This is a genomic window from Rhodoluna sp. (genome assembly GCF_044232805.1).
Taxonomy (GTDB): domain Bacteria; phylum Actinomycetota; class Actinomycetes; order Actinomycetales; family Microbacteriaceae; genus Rhodoluna.
Genome location: NZ_JBIILG010000021.1, coordinates 1 through 17,634, shown reverse-complemented (window position 1 = coordinate 17,634; position 17,634 = coordinate 1). Strand labels below are relative to the sequence as shown.

Genomic DNA, 17,634 nt, shown 5'->3' with positions numbered 1-17,634 from the left:
CGCAGTATCGGTGAGCTTTACGCCGTGGGTAAGGGTTTGTTCCATTGAAATCTCCTTGGAGTAGCTTCTTTGTTGTTTCAGTCTATCCCAGCTCTTGGAATTAGAGCTGAACTTGGTTTGCGCCAAGCAAGATAAGGGTTTGGGCAATGATTGCTTTGCGCAGGGTCTCGATGTCAAGGCTCTCGTTCGGAGAATGAGCCCTGGAATCTGGGTCCTCCACCCCAGTAACCAAAACTTGGACCCCAGGAAATACTGCCTCCAGGTCGGCAATAAAAGGGATGGAGCCACCGATGCCGATGTCCACACTGTCAAATCCGTAGGCGGATTTCAAAGCTCTGGAGGCTAGGTCCTTCGCCCAACCGGACTCCCCCAAACTGAAGGGTTTACCAAGCTCAACCGCCCCAAAATCGATTTGGGCACCCAAAGGGTTATGGGTCAAGATGTGTGTCTTTAGAGCCTCTAGAGCCTCGCTGGGCCCTTGTCCGGGGGCGATCCTAAGGCTCAGTTTTGCTCTGACGCTTGGAACCAGGGTGTTTGAAGAGATGGCCACAGACGGATAATCCAAGCCAATCAGGGTCAGCGAAGGCTTGGTCCAAAGCCTGCCAAGAATGCCCCCTTCACCTATGGAAAGAGTGGAGGGCAAAAGGCCAGAATCAACCCTTAAATCCTGCTCTGAATAGGCTAAATCGACAGAATTCTCAGAAATTAGACCTGAAATGGAGACTGAGCAATTTTCATCCCACATTGAACCCAAAATCTTCGTCAGCGCGAGCATGGCATCTGGGACTGCCCCACCGTACATACCACTGTGGACGGCGTGATCCAAGGTGCTGACCTCAAATTCAAGCGAAACGAGACCTCGGAGCGTGGTTGTTATGGCTGGAACCTCTGTTGTCCAGTTACCCGAGTCCGCAACAATGATCACATCGGAGGACAGTTTGGTCTTGTGTTCAACCAAGAAATTCGCGAAAGAAGGGGAGCCGGCTTCTTCTTCACCTTCTATAAAGACCACAAGTCCAAGATCAAAATCATTGTTGGTTAGCTCTCGAAGCGCCTGTATTGAGTAGACGTGTGAAATGACGCCAGCTTTGTCGTCTGCGGCCCCGCGACCATACATGCGACCATTTCGAATCTCAGTTTTGAACGGTTCAGATTCCCAAATATCATCTGCTCCAGGCGGCTGAACATCGTGATGAGCGTAAAGCAAAATAGTTGGCTTAGAGTTTCGGGCTGCTCTAGTTGCAACTACAGCTGGTGCACCCATTGGCCCAGCTGGGGTTGCTGACCGAAAAATCTCAACTGATTCAAAAACATCTGTTTCGCGAAGCAATCCCGCAACTGCCTCTGCACTTCTTTCAAGTTCACTGGCATCGAAAGCGTCCCAAGCTATTCCCGGGATACTCACCAAACTGGATAGCGTTTCTAGGGCCTTAGCAAAGGCGCCATCAGTGTATTTCTGAGCGGCTTCAACGTCAGTTTTGCTAATCGGCGGTGGGGTGATTGTCATAAGGGTAATCTTAAAGGCATAACCCAAAGAATTGAGAATTGATGTCTTCGACACCTAAGCAGCAACCCGAGACCCCCAAGACCGGAAAAGGTCGCCCAACTCCAGCAAGAAAGCAGCAGGAACAGCTTAGAAAAAAGCCTGTTGTAGGGAACAAGAGTCCGGAGGCCAAGAGAGCTGCCAAGAAGGTTCTTACCGCAGAGCGGGCTAAAGCACGCGAAGGTTTGGCTAACGGTGAGGATCGCTACCTAACCATTAGAGACCGTGGGCCTCAGCGAAGACTGGCCAGAGATGTCGTAGATTCACGCTTTACAGTTGGAGAACTAGTTCTTCCAATGCTGTTTTTGGTCATCATTGTTTCTTCAATCAGACCTGATGACCCGCAGCTGGATCTAACAATTCAGCTAGGAACTCTAGTAGCGATGTGGGGACTATTTGTTCTAATTGGCATCGACGGTTACATCATCGGAAAAAAAGCTCTGAAGGTTGTTGAGACAAAATATCCAGGAAGAGGTGAAAAGGGTCTGCGCTGGTACGCCGCTATGCGTTCGATACAAATGCGTGGCATGAGACTTCCGAAACCCCAGATCAAGCGCGGAACGAAGATTCTCTAAGCAATAGAAGGGCTCCAAGTGAAGCATCGCTACCTAGGAAACAGTGGGTTCAAAGTCAGTGAACTCACCTACGGAAACTGGCTAACGCACGCTCGTCAAGTCGACAACAAAGAAGCAGTCAAAACTGTAAAAGCCGCTCTCGAATCTGGCATTACTTCTTTTGATACTGCAGACGCGTACGCCAATCTAGAAGCCGAACCTATTTTGGGTGAGGCACTTAAGAACGAACGCCGTTCAGGAATAGAAATTTTCTCAAAGGTCTACTGGCCGGTAGCTGACAAGAAGCCAAACGATCATGGGCTTTCCAGAAAACACATCATGGAATCTATTGATGGCTCCCTCACAAGAATCGGAACTGACTACTTGGATCTCTACCAAGCTCACCGATTCGATTACGAAACTCCCCTAGAAGAAACAATGCAAGCATTCGCAGACATCGTTCGCGCCGGAAAAGCTCTTTACATCGGCGTTTCCGAGTGGAATGCAGAACAGATCAACGCGGGAGCAAAGCTAGCCAAGGAACTCCAGTTCCAATTAATCTCAAACCAACCTCAGTACTCAATGCTTTGGCGGGTTATTGAGGCTGAGGTTATTCCTGCTTCAAAGCAAAACGGTATGACACAGATTGTCTGGTCTCCGCTTGCCCAAGGTGTACTAACCGGAAAGTATCTTCCAGGAAGTCCTTCCCCGAAAGACTCAAGAGCTAGCAACACCGAAGCATCAGCCGGTGGAATTGAGAAGTACATGACCGAGCAAGCATTGACTGCAATTCAAAAGCTCAAGCCTCTTGCTGAGTCTCTGGGTTTGACTATGGCGCAATTTGGCCTCGCGTGGGTACTTGCTAATCCGAATATCTCGAGCGCAATTGTTGGTGCATCACGCCCGGAACAAATCACCGACAACGTCAAAGCTGTGGGTGTTGAAATTCCAAATGAAATCATGAAACAGGTCGACCAGATTCTCGCTGGTTTGATTGTCTCGGACCCAGCGGAAACTAAGAGTCCTCCGGCAAGGCTTGTTTAAGAACGTAAGCTTGCGTTTATCTTTCTAGCCCACAGTGGGCCCCGATAGACAAACCCTGTATATCCCTGGACTAAATCTGCACCGAGTCTTAGGCGCTCTAAAACGTCTTCGCCGGTGACTACTCCCCCGACAGAAATCACCACGAACTTTTCGCCTAACTCTTTTCGCAAAAGAACGAGAACCTCCTTCGATCTGGTGCCCAACACAGGCCCTGATAAGCCGCCTGCGGCAAAAGAATCGACTTTCTCACTTGCTGTCACAAGACCCTCACGCCTTGTTGTTGTGTTGGTTGCAATCACTCCTGCCAGGCCGAGCTTTCGAACCAACGAAGCTACTTCTATAACGGCACTGTCCTCTAAGTCAGGAGCAATCTTCACCAAAACGGGTTTTCCAAGCGCCTCCCGAGATACTGCCACCAAAATTGGTTCGAGTTGATCAACTTCCTGTAGCGAACGAAGCCCTGGCGTATTTGGCGAGGAAACATTGACAGCGATGTAATCAGCAACCGGAGATAGCACCTTGGTGCTGTATTCGTAATCCGAAACGGCGTCAGCCAATTCAGTAATCTTGCTTTTTCCGATGTTCACGCCAATGATTGGAAGCCTCGCACCCGATGCACGAAGCTTGGCAAGGCGACTGGCAACTTGGCCCGCACCTTCGTTATTGAATCCCATGCGGTTGATTAGAGCTAGGTCCTTGACCAGTCGAAAGAGTCTCGGCTTTGGGTTACCAGGTTGTGGATGTCTGGTGACTGTCCCTATTTCAACATGCGAAAAGCCCAACTGACCAAGTTCCTTGACGGCCATTGCGTTTTTATCAAACCCTGCGGCAATACCAAATGGACTAGAGAATGTAAGCCCAAATGCATGAGTTGGTGTTTTCTTTACTCCGAGTTGTGACAATTTTGCTAGCCCGGTTAGGCCAAGAAGTTTGATAACGAACATCCCAAGGTAATGCGCTTGCTCGGGATCTAGTTTTGAAAAAACCAGCTTGAACAGGGCTTTGTATAGCACCTACTTAGATTACCTTCCCTCGGGATAGACCAAAGGGTCAACGCTGAAAGCGTTGACCCTTTGGCTATAACTTCTTTTCTAGCTGCAACCAGAAGTTGATCCACAACCTTCACACACGTGGCATGAGCCAGAAGGTCTCATCTTGATTCCACAGTTGAAGCAAAGTGGTGCATCTGATTCTTTACCCTGTAGTAGTTCGAACAATTCAGCAGAAGAGTGAACTTCTTTCTTGGTTGTGATCTCTACGGACTGAGTAATAGAAACTACAGGAGCTTCTGACTCAATAGCAGGTGCTGGGTTCTCAACAGCCGCTGGAGCCCCGTAGCTGGAGTTTGCATCCAGTTCTGCGGTGCGCTCATCGGTTGAATGAATTCCAATTGCTGATCTGGTTTCGTATGGCAGGTAATCTAGCGCCAAGCGACGGAAGATGTAGTCCATAAGAGACTTGGCCATTCTGATGTCCTTGTCGTCGGTTAGACCAGCTGGCTCGAAGCTCACGTTGGTGAATTTCTTAACGTAGCTTTCTAGTGGCACGCCGTACTGCAAACCAATCGACACTGCTATCGAGAATGCATCCATTACGCCGGCGAGAGTGGATCCTTGCTTACCAAGCTTTAGGAACACCTCGCCCAAACCACCGTCTGGGTAAGAGCCTGCAGTTAGGTAACCCTCAGCGCCACCAACAGTAAAACTGGTGGTTGATGATGGGCGTGACTTTGGTAGGCGCTTACGAACCGGGTGAGACATACCGGTAGCAACAGCTGCCTTATCTGTCTTGGTCTCGGTCTTTGCTTTACCGTCGGAAAGTGGCTGACCCACCTTGCAGTTGTCGCGGTAAATAGCTAGTGCCTTTAGTCCAAACTTCCAGCCCTGGAAGTAGACCTCAGCAATTTCCTCAATTGTTGCTGTCTCAGGCATGTTTACTGTCTTTGAGATAGCTCCAGAAAGGAACGGCTGAACAGCAGCCATCATTCGCACGTGACCCATTGGCTCAATCGCACGAACACCGATAGCGGTGTCGAAGATTGGGTAGTGCTCAACCTTGAGTCCCGGTGCGTCTACTACGTGACCGTTTTGTGAGATGTGATCAACAATTGCCTCGATGGTCTCCTGAGAGTATCCAAGACGGTGCAAGGCGAATGGAATGGTCTGGTTAACAATCTGCATCGAACCACCAGTTGATAGCTTCTTGTACTTCACCAGGGAGAAGTCAGGCTCGATACCAGTTGTGTCACAGTCCATCATGAAACCGATGGTTCCGGTTGGGGCCAGCAATGAAGCCTGAGCGTTTCTCCAACCGTTTTGTGAACCGATCTTGGTGTTCAATGCCCACTGCTCAGTCGCAGCTACGTGAACTGAGCGGTCGATTTCGCTAACTGATGTAACTAGAGAGTTAGCAGCCTCGTGCTTTGCCATGATGCGGTCGTGACCGGCCTTGTTCTTGGCGTAGCCATCGTATGGACCAACCACTCCAGCAAGTTCTGCGGAGCGACGGTACGCGGCGGCTGTCATCAAGGAGGTGATTGCTCCAGCAAGAGCGAAACCTTCCTTGCTGTCGTAAGGAACACCGATTGCCATCAGTAGTGCACCTAGGTTGGCATAACCGATACCTAGCTGACGGTAAGCACGGGTGGTTTCACCAATTGCCTCGGTTGGGAAATCAGCAAAGCTTATTGAGATATCCATCGCGGTGATGATGAGCTCGGAAACCTTAGTGAAGGTAGCGGAATCAAATGAACCATCTGGGTTTAGGAACTTCAGTAGGTTCAAGCTCGCTAGGTTACAACTTGAGTTGTCAAGGTGCATGTACTCAGAGCAGGGGTTGGACGCAGTGATGCGGCCTGACTCTGGAGTAGTGTGCCAGTCGTTGATGATGTCGTCGTACTGGATTCCAGGGTCCGCACAAGCCCAAGCTGCCTTCGAGATCTTGTTGAAAAGCTCTCTTGCGTCAACTTCTTCTACAACCTCACCATTGCTTCTAGCTCGCAATCCGAACTTGCCGCCACTTTCGACAGCGTTCATAAACTCTGCGTTTACCCGAACTGAGTTGTTGGCGTTCTGGTACTGAACGGAGTTGATGTCTTTGCCACCAAGCTCCATGTCGTAACCTGCATCGCGCAATACGCGGATCTTCTCTTCTTCAAGTTCCTTGGTCTCAATGAACTCAACGATGTCTGGGTGATCAACGTCCAGAACAACCATCTTGGCTGCACGGCGGGTTGCACCACCAGATTTGATGGTTCCCGCGGAAGCATCAGCGCCACGCATGAAAGAAACTGGACCAGAAGCTGATCCACCGGAGGACTTTAGAAGTTCCTTCGATGAACGAATTCTGGAAAGGTTTAGACCTGCACCGGAACCGCCCTTGAAGATCATTCCCTCTTCGCGGTACCAGTTCAAGATTGACTCCATTGAGTCATCAACGGACAAGATAAAGCAAGCTGAAACTTGCTGTGGGCTCTTGGTTCCGACGTTGAACCAAACTGGTGAGTTGAATGCAAACACCTGGTTCAAAAGCATGTAGGTCATCTCGTGCTCGAAGATTGTTGCATCTTCTTCGCTTGCGAAGTATCCATTCTCGCGACCAGCCTGAGTGTAGGTAAGAACAACGCGGTTGATCAGCTGACGCAGGCTGAATTCACGTTCTTCAGTTCCTAGTGCTCCGCGGAAGTATTTGGTTGTGACGATGGTGGAAGCGTTCAAGCTCCAGAAATCTGGGAACTCAGCGCCACGCTGTTCGAAAATGGTTTCACCATTTTTCCAGTTTGTCTGGACAACATCTCGGAACTCCCAGTTGACCTGGTCATATGGGTGCACGCCCTCTGTTGTGTATATGCGGTTAATAGTTAATCCCTTGCCGCTTACGGAGCCAGAGGTGGAGCTAAATGCAGTTGCGTCAGTCACGAGTGTTGCCTTTCCTAGTTTTGGATACTTATGGTTGTTGGTTTACTACTTGGTTAGTTCTTTGTCTAAATCTGTTGCTTGGGTGTTGCTTGCTCGAAGGACGTTGATTGCCGCTTCGAAATCTTCTAGGCTTTCCCAGCCCTGGTAAACGCTTGCAAATCTCATGAAAGCCACTTCGTCTAGCAGTCTCAGAGGTTCCAAGATAGCTAGCCCGATCACGTGTGCTTCAACCTGAGCTGCTCCTGTGGAAAGAATGGTCTCTTCTACCTGCTGAGCCAAGAAGGCTAGGTCAGCGTCTGAAACCGGTCTGCCCTGGCAAGCCTTGCCAACTCCGCTTACGACCTTTTCTCGGCTAAATGGCTCAGTAACGCCGCTTCGCTTTAGAACGCTCAACGAGGTGGTCTCGGAGGTGGTGAACTTCTTGCCACACTCTGGGCACTGGCGTCTGCGGCGGATGCTGGTGCCATCCTCGCTAGCTCTGGAGTCTGTGACCCTTGAGTCCGTATTACGGCAGAAAGGACAGTTCATGAGCTGATGCCTTTCTGTCGAAAAAACCTTGATTTTGTTGGATTTTGGCCGAATTCCCCGATAACCTTCCACTAGATGTGGAAACTTTTCGCTCTTCCGTCCCTATATCTTGTGGTTTAAGGGGCATATTTGCAAATTTGTCCGATATTCGGCGTGTCGGAAATTTTGCTCCAAAAATCAATGATTTCTTAGGTTTTTGAACCCCAAAATCTCTACTACCCTGAAGTAGATGCTTGACCCCAAGATAAACCCAGACTCCAGCGAGGCCCTAAAGGCCGCGTTCAGGCGCCACGCCTCTGGAGTGGCCGTTATTACGACCAATGACCCCGCTGGGAACCCAGTGGGCTTCACTGCCACTTCCATGACCTCTCTGGGCTCTAACCCAGCGCTGGTGACCTTCAATGTCTCTCAAGGATCATCATCATGGCCTGCAATATCAACCGCAAAACATGTCGCCCTTCACATGCTCGGAGCAAGCAATTTTGACCTAGCTCAAAAAATGGCTAGCGACAACACCAAAAGATTTCTTGACTCAGACTGGGAAAGATCTGAATTTGATTTACCGGTTTTTCAAAACGTAACGGCAGTGCTTTTTGGACAAGTCCGGGAATTTCACCTCGTAGAACAAAACGCGGTGTTCGTTATTCAAATAGTTTCGGGAGTCACAGGCGACAACGACAAAGCCTTGCTTTATAACCAGCGTGCTTACTTCACTACCTCAGATGAATCTCTTTGAACAAAACCTTGAGTGCCAAGTAATGCCTTTAGTTCACCCAGAAGATCATCGGTGATCTTTACTGTTGGTTGTAGTTTGAAGCTGCGAGGATTGCTATTGTCTACAAACGTTAAGTGAACTTCTTCTCTTCCAGGATGAGCTTTGAGCGTTGAATCAAGATTTTCCAAAACAGATCTGGTCGCTTCAGACTCCTGCAGTTGCAAGCGAAGCGGACCACTAGATAGTCCCGGGGCTCCAATGGCAATTGGCTCAAGCGAGAATGCGGAGATGGCTACGCCATCATCTCGCATATTGATGCGGCCCCTTATGACCACAACTTCGTCGTTGATAAGTTGCTCCGAATACTCGCGGTATGTCTTACCCATGAACATGACATTGACTTCACCCTCGAAATCCTCGATAGAGACATTGGCGTAAGGGTTACCTGACGAGCGTGCAACACGATGGGTCACGCTGGAGATCAAACCGGCAATAGTTACTGTTTCGCCATCCTTAATCTCTTCACTTGTTAGCAGATCCCCGATGGTGAACTCGGCAAACTGTGCCAACTGACTCTCTCTTCCAGAAAGCGGGTGGTCAGACACGTAAAGTCCAAGCATTTCCCTCTCGTGAGCCAATTTCTCGGCCTTTGGCCATTCGGGTCTATCAGGAACTGAAACCGAAGTCCCCATTCCATCAAACAGGTCGCCAAATAGGTCTACCTGGCCAGCAGATTCATTGCGCTTAGTTACAGAGGATGCGTCAACTGCCTCTTCGTAGATCTCGAAAAGTGATCGTCTGGTGTGACCTAGGGAATCAAATGCGCCCGCCTTAATCAGCGACTCAATGGTGCGCTTGGAACAAACCTGCTGCGGAACCCGCGCCAAAAAGTCACTAAATGAACCAAATGGTTTTTCACTACGAGCTTGAATGATTCCATCAACAACGTTGTGTCCGACATTTCGAATTGCACCCAAGCCGAATCGGATGTTCTCGCTAATTCCCGTGAAGGCCTCTACAGATTGATTCACGTCGGGAGCAAGAACTTGAATGTTCATTCTTCGACACTCGTTCAAATATATGGCGAGCTTGTCTTTTGAGTCCCCCACGGAAGTTAGCTGAGCAGCCATGTACTCTTCTGGGTAGTTTGCCTTTAAGTAGGCAGTCCAATAGCTCAAAACTCCATAGCCGGCGCTGTGAGCCTTGTTGAAGGCGTAGTCCGCGAAAGGTAGCAAAGTTTTCCAAAGAGTTTCGATTGCTGCTTCTGAATAACCTTGCGCGAGCATTCCACCACTGAAGTCTTTATAGGAACGGTCTAGTTCCTTCTTGTCTTTTTTACCCATCGCTCGACGCAGCAAGTCAGCCTGAGCCAAACTAAAGCCAGCTACTTTTTGCGCAACAGCCATTACCTGCTCCTGGTAAACAATCAAGCCATAGGTTGGATCAAGAATGTCAGCTAATGTTTCGGCGAGCTCCGGGTGAACTGGTTCGGATTTCTGAAGACCGTTTTTTCTTAACGCGTAGTTGGTGTGGGATTTTTCACCCATTGGACCTGGTCGATACAAAGCGATAACGGCCGAAATGTGCTCAAACTCGGTGGGCTTTAGGGTTCGAAGCAGAGATCGCACCTGCGCACCATCTAGCTGAAAAACACCCAGAGTTTCGCCGCGTGAAAGTAGGTCAAAGGTGTTTTTATCCGCGTTGAGGTCAAGATCTTCCAGCACAACCGTCACTCCCCGGTTGGCCTTGATATTGACTAGAGCATCATCCAAAACGGTGAGGTTTCTAAGGCCTAAGAAGTCCATCTTCAGAAGACCAAGTTTTTCACAAGGCGGCTGATCAAATTGGGTAATCACAGCCCCGTCATCATCACGGCGCATAATCGGGATCACATCAATTAGTGGCTCTGCAGACATGATTACACCTGCTGCGTGAACCCCCCACTGACGCTTTAGGTTCTCAAGCCCTCTGGCCAACTCGAAGATCTTTGCCGAGTCCGGATCGGACTCGAGGGCTTCCCGAAACTCGGAAGCCTCTTTGTATCTCGAGGTCTCCTCTGATTTTTTGTCCTTGGGTTTTTCGACAAGTTCTCCCAGAGAGATGTCTCTACCAAGCACCATGCCCGGCATCAGCTTGGTTAGCTTCTCACCTGCCGCGTAAGGCATGCCTAGTACTCGAGCAGAGTCCTTCAGCGCCTGCTTGGCTTTGATGGTTCCAAAGGTAACGATCTGTGCAACGCGATCTTCGCCATATTTTTGACTGACATAGCGAATAACTTCTCCCCTCCGGCGATCATCGAAGTCGACATCAATATCAGGGGGTGATACTCGCTCGGGATTCAAAAAACGCTCAAAAATCAAACCGTGCACAATTGGATCAAGCTCCGTAATTCCAAGAGCGTAAGCAACAATTGAACCGGCAGCAGAACCTCGTCCTGGTCCAACACGAATTCCTTGAGCTCTAGCCCAAGCAATGAAGTCAGCAACTACCAAGAAGTAGCCAGGGAATCCCATCTGTGCGATAACGGTTACTTCGTACTTGGCCTGGTTGGCTTGAAGTTCTGGCACATTCTGGCCATAACGGCGCTTCATGCCGCGATCTACTTCTTTAGCGAACCAGCTTGCCTCGGTCTCTCCCTCCGGTAGCGGGAACTTAGGCATGAGATCGCGCTTTTGGAACTCCACATCGCAGCGCTCGGCAATCAACAAAGTGTTGTCACAGGCGTCTTGGTGATCGCGGAACAGTTCCCGCATTTCCGCGGGTGATTTCAAGTAGTACTCAGCGCCATCAAATTTGAAGCGATTGGGATCGAGCAAGTTGGTTGATGACTGCACGCAAAGCAGCGCCTCATGAGCGGTGGCCTCGGATGCGTGGGTGTAGTGAAGATCATTGGTGGCGACCAAAGGTAGTCCCAAGTCTTTAGCAAGTCTCAGCAGGTCAGAAGTGGCACGACGTTCGATGTCGATGCCGTGATCCATGATCTCGACGAAGTAGCTGTCTTTACCAAAGACATCCCTATAAAAGGCAGCTGCCTCAATCGCCTTGTCGTACTGACCCAGTCGAATGAGGGTTTGGACCTCGCCTGATGCGCAACCGGTAGTTGCGATAATTCCTTTTGAATACTCCTGCAGCAGCTCGCGGTCCATGCGGGGTTTGAAGTAGAAACCATCCAGATATGCCTTTGATGACATCTTAAATAGGTTGTACATTCCCTCAGTGGTTTCAGCGAGCATGGTGAGATGCGTATACGCACCGCCACCAGATACGTCATCCTCACCGCCTGTTCCCCACTTGACTCTGGTGCGATCGGTTCTTGAGGTGCCAGGAGAAAGGTAAGCCTCGATACCAATAATTGGCTTTATGCCATTCGCTTTGGCCGTTTGATAGAAGTCATATGCACCAAAGTTATTGCCGTGATCAGTGATTGCGATTGCCGGCATACCCATCTCGGCTGCAGCTTGGGTTAGGGGGCCAATTCGGGCAGCGCCATCGAGCATGGAATACTCGCTGTGCACATGAAGGTGCACAAAAGAATCCTTTGTCGACAACGAAACCCCGCCTAGGTGATTGAGTGATTGAAAATTAGCCTAAGGCTATTTACGCCCTAAGCCGTTCAAGTACTGCCGCCAAGTCAGAAGGATACTCAGAAACCAAACGAACCTGCTTGTCGGTGATTGGATGTGTGAACCCCAACTCTTTAGCATGAAGCCACTGTCTCGTAATTCCGAGACTCTTGGCCAACTTTGGGTCGGCGCCATACATGGTGTCCCCCAGAAGCGGATGCTTAAAAGCAGAGAAGTGAACTCGGATTTGATGAGTTCTACCGGTTTCCAAATTCACTTCACACAATGTACTGGCCGGGAAAAGCTCAAGTGTCTTGTAGTGCGTGACCGATGGCTTGCCTCCTTCGACGATTGCGAACTTGAACTCAGCTTTCGGGTGTCGTCCAATCGGAGCATCAAGAGTCCCCTCAGAAGGATCAGGCTGGCCTTGGATAATTGCGTGGTAAATCTTGTGAACCGCTCGATCGCGAAACGCCTGCTTTAGTCTCGAGTAAGCAAGCTCTGATTTCGCGAGCATCATTAGTCCACTGGTGCCAACATCCAATCGCTGCACTATCCCCTGACGCTCTTGAGCTCCGGAGGTCGAAAGCTGTATTCCTCGAGCTAGCAAGGCGCCGGCGACGGTTGGACCTTGAAAACCAACGGTCGGATGGGCCACGACCCCTGCTGGTTTATCAACAACAACAATGTCTTCATCCTGGTAAATCACAAGCAGTTCATCGACTGGAGTTTCGATGACCCTAAGAGGTTCTGCAGCGACCGGTGGTTTGACAATCAGAACATCTGCCAGGTTCACACGGTCAGACTTGGAAAGAACCCTGTTGGCCACCTGAGCGTCACCCCGCTCGCACAGCTCGGCTGCAACGGATCTGGAGATGCCAAGCAGTCTAGCCAGAGCAGTGTCGACTCTCTCACCAGAAAGTGAAGCATCTATTTCAAATCGGAGAGTCATTTGGTCTTAGGCTCGATGCCGCCTATGCTCTCGCCTCTCATGACTCGGACGACAGTGAGGATTGCCATTGAAACTATAAAGGTGTCCGCCAAATTAAAAATGGGAAAGTTCATAGGAATCTGAATGAAATCAACAACGTGTCCATTGCCAAAACTTGGTTCGCGGGTCAATCTGTCAATCAGATTTCCAACCACACCACCTAGAAAAACTCCAATCATCATCGACCAGGACATGGACTCGAGGTTTCTTGAATACCAAATGGTTGCAAGCGCCGCAATTGCTGAGATAACGGCCAGTATCCAGGTGTAGCCAAAACCCAAACCAAAGGCGGCAGAGTCGTTATACAAAAGCCTCCACGACAACAAATCATCCAGAACGGGATAGCTAGTTCCTAGCTCAAGATTTGCTATGGCGAGGTTCTTTGTGAATTGATCAACTGTTATCGCAATTAACGCAATGACCAGATACAGCCAACGACTTACTTTGGCTCTAGAGCTCATCAAGAAAACTAGAAGCTAAGGCCAGGGGTATATCCTGGGGCCTGAGTTGGGGCGACTCCCGCTACATCAAGGTCAGTAAGTTGTGACTCAATGTACCTCTTTAGCTTGGCCCGGTACTCTCGCTCGAAGCTCTTTAGTTCTTGAATTCTGTGCTCAACAACAGCCTTCTCCTGCTCGAGGCGGTTTAGCTCGGAACGCTGCTGGGCCTCCGCTTCACGAACGATTCTGGCAGCGGTCGCGTGACCTTCGGCGATCAGCTCATCGCGCTTGACCATACCTTCGCGAACGTGCTCGTCGTGGAGCTTACGAGCAAGCTGTAGCAAGTTGTTGGTGTTGGAAGAATCAAGAGTCGATGGGTCAGATACTGCCTCTGGGAACGGGGTTACCGCAACTGGAGCACTAACCGCTGGGGCTGAGGCAAGTTGGGCTGGCAAGGCTGCGCCACTTCTTTGAAGCTCGGCAATGCGGCCATCGGCTGCAAGAAGTCTTCTTCGAAGATCTTCGTTCTCCTGATAAACGCGCCTTAGCTCAACAACGATTTCATCTAGAAAATCATCAACTTCGTCCTGATCGTAGCCTTCGCGAAACTTTGTTGGCTGAAATCTCTTATTGACAACGTCTTCGGGTGTAAGTGACATTGGGGATATCCTCTTTCGGCTGGCCCTCTAGGCCGTAGCTCAAAAAGTCTAACGCAAGATTCTCTGTTGGGCTAGACGAGGCTCAGGACCATGTTTCGAAGGAAAATTACCACCAAAACCAATAGAGTCCAGGCCAAGTCAAGAGAAATAGCCCCAAATCTGACAGGTTTTAAGAACCTTCTAAGAAATTTAAGTGGTGGGTCAGTAACGGTGAAAAGAATCTCCGAAACCGGAAGAAGCAAGCCCGTAGGTCTGAATCCAGGCCTGAATGAAATCAATAGATCAAGGATTAATCTGCCGATTAAGGCATAGAAATATACCTGCAGAGCCCAGTAAGCAATCAGAGCAAGCATGCTCATAGTGGGAATTTAGGGACGAACTAGAAGCTCGTCGACCTCGTTTGGTTGCTGTTCTTGCTCTTCCTGATTCACGGATACATGAGTCGGGGTCAGCAAGAAAACTTTTGAAGTCACTCGACGCATGTGTCCTTCAAGGCCTTCTTTCAAGCCCAACATGAAATCAAGCATGCGGCGTGAATCCACTTCACTCATCTCACCCATGTTCACGATCACCGGGATACCGATTCGGTAGTGAGCTGCGACCATTGGAGCCTCTTCGTAAGTTCGGGGCTCAATTGTGAAAATCTCTGCAACGTCGCTTGAACCGCGACGAGATCTTTGAGGCATGATTCTTGCCGGACGCTGGGTGTTCGTTACCGGCTCCGCACGGCTTGGCAAATCACTGGACTCCTCGGCAAAACCAAGAAATTCCATGCTGCGCTTTAGTATTCCGGCCATTAGTTCCTCCTGTTATTGGTACAACCCAAGAATATGCCCACTAGGGCCGCTTGCCCGTTATTGCCGTTCCAATGCGCAAGTGTGTCGCACCGAAGCCAATTGCCGCCTCGAAATCGGATGACATGCCCATTGAGAGAGATTTGGCGTCAGGGGCAATGCTCTGGAGCTTGGAAGAGAGCCTTGCCAGGCGGTCAAACTCAATCTTGGGGTCCTTATCTAGGCCCCCAACGCCCATTAGCCCCTCAAGCAAAAGGCCTTTGGACTCAAGCACTTTAGTGGCAAAGGCGTCCAAATCGTCAACCGGGACCCCTCCTCTAGCAGGATCCTCGGTCAGATTAACCTGAATAAAGACACCAAGAGCCTTGGCCCTTCCAACTGTTCGCTTCTGAAGCTCAACCAGAAGAGACTCTCTATCCAAAGAATGAATGGCGTCTGCGTAGTCGAGCACAGACCTGACCTTATTGGTCTGAAGTTGACCTACGAAGTGCCAACGCATCGCTTCAGAGGAAGATCCCAGCACCTTTTTGGCCTTTGGAGCGGCTTCCTGATCCCGGTTTTCGCCGAAGTCCCTAGCTCCCAGCGCGAGCAGGTCAAAAACGAGTTGCGGTGGGTGATTCTTGGTGACCACAACCAAAGTTATGTCGCTTGCATTCTTTCCACTGGCGGCAGCGGCGGCGGCGACTTGTTCAACTATTTGGTTATATCGTTGAGCTAATTCGCTCACTTACCCTCTTAGAAATTCTGGGATATCCAGGTCGTCCCCGAAAGTCCCATCCGCAGTTTGTGGTCTGCGAGGAAGCTCTGGCGACTCGTCAATCTCGATTTGATCGTCCGACTCATACTCGGAAGCAAATGAAGGTGTTGGGGCCGGGGTTGGCTCAGACTCTACTATGTCAAAAAATGAATTCCGCTCCGAGACTAATTGTTCCGCAGCAACTGGTGCAGTAAGCGGCTTGGCCTCAGCTACCTCAGCGAATACAGTTCTAGGAATTTTTCTTGGCTTCGGCGCTCCGCCGTCAAATCCGGCCGCAATTACCGTGATGCGAACCTCGTCGCCCAATGTGTCATCAATGGTGGTTCCGTAAATGATGTTTGCCTCTGGTGATACTGCCTCTTGAACCAACCTGGCGGCTTCATCGATTTCGTGTAGTCCAAGGTTAGAAGCTCCCTGAACCAACAAAAGAACACCGTGAGCACCATCAATGCTTGATTCAAGAAGTGGCGAAGAGACCGCCATCTCGGCGGCGCGTACTGCGCGGTCTTCTCCCTTTGCGGTTCCAATACCCATCAACGCGGAACCGGCACCTTGCATTACTGACTTGACATCCGCAAAGTCAAGGTTAATAAGACCAGGTGTGGTGATCAGATCAGTAATACCTTGGACACCAGCGCGAAGAACATCATCAGCAGTGTTGAATGCATCAACAACCGAAACTGTTTTGTCTGCAATCTCCAGGAGTCTCTGGTTTGGAACAACAATTAGAGTGTCAACTTCTGCACGAATGGCCTCGATACCGATCTCAGCTTGTTGCATGCGACGCTTGCCTTCAAAGCCGAATGGTTTGGTGACAACACCAACAGTTAGAGCTCCCACTCTTTTGGCAACCCTAGCAACAATCGGGGCTGCACCGGTTCCGGTGCCTCCACCCTCTCCCGCAGTTACAAAAACCATGTCAGCACCGCGAAGTGCCGCTTCAATCTCGTCCTCGTGATCTTCTGCGGCTCGTTTGCCGACCTCAGGATCGGCTCCTGCTCCAAGGCCACGAGTCAGTTCACGACCGATGTCTAGCTTTACGTGGGCTTCGCTCATCAAGAGTGCCTGTGCGTCGGTATTGATAGCAACGAACTCAACGCCGCGAAGACCTGATTCGATCATGCGGTTAAGTGCGTTAACGCCACCGCCCCCGACTCCAACGACCTTTATAACGGCCAGGTAGTTCTGGTTCAAGCCCATGATGCTCCTTCAAATCCTTAGTCTCGCGAGGGATAAAGCATGCTAGCCCAAACCCTCAAGCTCGCGTATAGGGTTAAGCTACGAGTGCTTTTATACATCGCGACAAAAAAGTAGGCCCTAAGTGCCCTGAATTAGGGCAAGAGGGGTTGGCGTGTCTAAAAATTGTCGAAGCGCACCACGGGCGCGTTTGGTGAAGAAACATCAAATGTCACTCCAGTGACACCCTGGTTATTTGCCATGAGTGCTTGCAAAACCCTAGATTTCAAAACCGCTTCGGAGCTATCACCCCAGCTGATTCGCTGACCCAAACTGCCACGCAAGCTCATCTGAACATCGTCTCTGGTGTTTGCCTGAATAATCTCCACCTCGGCGAGCAACTCAACAGGCAAGGCAAGCAACACATCAACGGAATCTTTGAATGGTTGCGAACTCGAAGGTTCTCCAGCAATCAAAATTCGCGGCAGTAAATCCGTAGGTTCTGCCACAGCAATTCGCACGCCCGCTGGATCGTGCAACCACAACGCACCTTGATACTCGACTATGCACAGCGCCTGGCGCTCTGAAACGCTCACCTGCAAACCGTTTGGTGGAATAGCGGTAGCGGCGAAACTTTCAATCAGAGTAAAACCCGCAAGTGATTTTGCAATCTCGTCATGATTCAGAAGTGGCAGAGGTTTGCCAATTTGTTCGGAAAGCGCTTTGGAGATTTCCTCCGGGTTTAAACGCTGGGTCCCGACAACGCTCACTGTTTGGATGGCAAGTAGCGGAGAAAATGTCGCGACTACAGTCAAAATTCCCAAGGTCATGATCGAACCAACCGTTAAAGTCGCCGCGATGCGCTTAGCTCGCCGCGCTGAGATAATTCTTGAAAAAACAGAATTCTCGAGATCACGAGCCATTACTCTGCGAGGTGCCCTGGCAAGTGGCGT

The 17,634-nt window shown here is 50.1% G+C and carries 16 protein-coding genes; 3 read left to right on the top strand and 13 right to left on the bottom strand.

What is annotated here, in order from left to right:
- Positions 1 to 100: 100 nt before the first annotated feature.
- Positions 101 to 1,507: a M20/M25/M40 family metallo-hydrolase gene (locus AC9UES_RS04245; protein ID WP_509527054.1), complete on the bottom strand. Its 1,407-nt coding sequence runs from the start codon at positions 1,505 to 1,507 to the stop codon at positions 101 to 103.
- Between the two features lie 41 nt (positions 1,508 to 1,548).
- Here AC9UES_RS04245 and AC9UES_RS04240 point away from each other — a divergent pair, with 41 nt between their 5' ends.
- Both AC9UES_RS04240 and AC9UES_RS04235 read left to right on the top strand, forming a co-directional pair.
- Positions 1,549 to 2,118 (top strand): DUF3043 domain-containing protein, encoded by a 570-nt coding sequence (locus AC9UES_RS04240; RefSeq protein ID WP_509527053.1) that lies wholly within the window; start codon positions 1,549 to 1,551, stop codon positions 2,116 to 2,118.
- A gap of 18 nt (positions 2,119 to 2,136) precedes the next feature.
- Positions 2,137 to 3,141, top strand: coding sequence for an aldo/keto reductase family protein (locus AC9UES_RS04235; RefSeq protein WP_509527052.1), 1,005 nt, complete (start codon positions 2,137 to 2,139; stop codon positions 3,139 to 3,141).
- Here the strand turns inward: AC9UES_RS04235 and AC9UES_RS04230 are convergent.
- From AC9UES_RS04230 to nrdR, 3 genes are all read right to left on the bottom strand, one after another.
- Entirely contained in the window at positions 3,138 to 4,154 is a 1,017-nt protein-coding gene (locus AC9UES_RS04230; RefSeq protein WP_509527051.1) for a quinone-dependent dihydroorotate dehydrogenase, read from the bottom strand. The genes AC9UES_RS04235 and AC9UES_RS04230 overlap by 4 nt on opposite strands.
- A gap of 78 nt (positions 4,155 to 4,232) precedes the next feature.
- Entirely contained in the window at positions 4,233 to 7,058 is a 2,826-nt protein-coding gene (locus tag AC9UES_RS04225; protein WP_509527050.1) for a vitamin B12-dependent ribonucleotide reductase, read from the bottom strand.
- Positions 7,059 to 7,103: 45 nt separating this feature from the next.
- Positions 7,104 to 7,586 (bottom strand): transcriptional regulator NrdR, encoded by a 483-nt coding sequence (nrdR, locus tag AC9UES_RS04220; RefSeq protein ID WP_509527049.1) that lies wholly within the window; start codon positions 7,584 to 7,586, stop codon positions 7,104 to 7,106.
- 229 nt (positions 7,587 to 7,815) lie between these two features.
- Here nrdR and AC9UES_RS04215 point away from each other — a divergent pair, with 229 nt between their 5' ends.
- Positions 7,816 to 8,322 carry a flavin reductase family protein gene (locus AC9UES_RS04215; RefSeq protein ID WP_509527048.1) on the top strand — a complete coding sequence of 169 codons (507 nt, stop codon included), beginning with the start codon at positions 7,816 to 7,818 and terminating at the stop codon, positions 8,320 to 8,322.
- On the opposite strand, the gene dnaE is transcribed toward AC9UES_RS04215, so the two are convergent.
- From dnaE to AC9UES_RS04170, 9 genes are all read right to left on the bottom strand, one after another.
- Positions 8,292 to 11,849 carry a DNA polymerase III subunit alpha gene (gene dnaE / locus AC9UES_RS04210; RefSeq protein ID WP_509527047.1) on the bottom strand — a complete coding sequence of 1,186 codons (3,558 nt, stop codon included), beginning with the start codon at positions 11,847 to 11,849 and terminating at the stop codon, positions 8,292 to 8,294. The genes AC9UES_RS04215 and dnaE overlap by 31 nt on opposite strands.
- A 49-nt stretch (positions 11,850 to 11,898) precedes the next feature.
- Positions 11,899 to 12,816, bottom strand: a complete 918-nt coding sequence (locus AC9UES_RS04205) for an RluA family pseudouridine synthase (RefSeq protein WP_509527046.1) — start codon at positions 12,814 to 12,816, stop codon at positions 11,899 to 11,901.
- Positions 12,813 to 13,316, bottom strand: a complete 504-nt coding sequence (locus AC9UES_RS04200; protein WP_509527045.1) for a signal peptidase II — start codon at positions 13,314 to 13,316, stop codon at positions 12,813 to 12,815. The genes AC9UES_RS04205 and AC9UES_RS04200 overlap by 4 nt, the downstream gene beginning before the upstream one ends.
- 8 nt (positions 13,317 to 13,324) lie before the next feature.
- The gene (locus tag AC9UES_RS04195) at positions 13,325 to 13,954 is read right to left on the bottom strand and encodes a DivIVA domain-containing protein (protein ID WP_509527044.1); all 630 of its coding nucleotides are present in this window, start codon (positions 13,952 to 13,954) and stop codon (positions 13,325 to 13,327) included.
- A 71-nt stretch (positions 13,955 to 14,025) separates the two neighbouring features.
- On the bottom strand, positions 14,026 to 14,313 hold the full coding sequence (locus AC9UES_RS04190; RefSeq protein WP_509527043.1) for a YggT family protein: 288 nt from the start codon (positions 14,311 to 14,313) through the stop codon (positions 14,026 to 14,028).
- 9 nt (positions 14,314 to 14,322) lie between these two features.
- Positions 14,323 to 14,751 carry a cell division protein SepF gene (locus AC9UES_RS04185; protein WP_509527042.1) on the bottom strand — a complete coding sequence of 143 codons (429 nt, stop codon included), beginning with the start codon at positions 14,749 to 14,751 and terminating at the stop codon, positions 14,323 to 14,325.
- Positions 14,752 to 14,791: 40 nt separating this feature from the next.
- On the bottom strand, positions 14,792 to 15,475 hold the full coding sequence (locus tag AC9UES_RS04180) for a YggS family pyridoxal phosphate-dependent enzyme (RefSeq protein ID WP_509527041.1): 684 nt from the start codon (positions 15,473 to 15,475) through the stop codon (positions 14,792 to 14,794).
- On the bottom strand, positions 15,476 to 16,705 hold the full coding sequence (ftsZ, locus tag AC9UES_RS04175; RefSeq protein ID WP_509527040.1) for a cell division protein FtsZ: 1,230 nt from the start codon (positions 16,703 to 16,705) through the stop codon (positions 15,476 to 15,478).
- A gap of 155 nt (positions 16,706 to 16,860) precedes the next feature.
- The coding region (locus tag AC9UES_RS04170; protein WP_509527039.1) for an FtsQ-type POTRA domain-containing protein at positions 16,861 to 17,634 on the bottom strand (774 nt) is incomplete at its 5' end.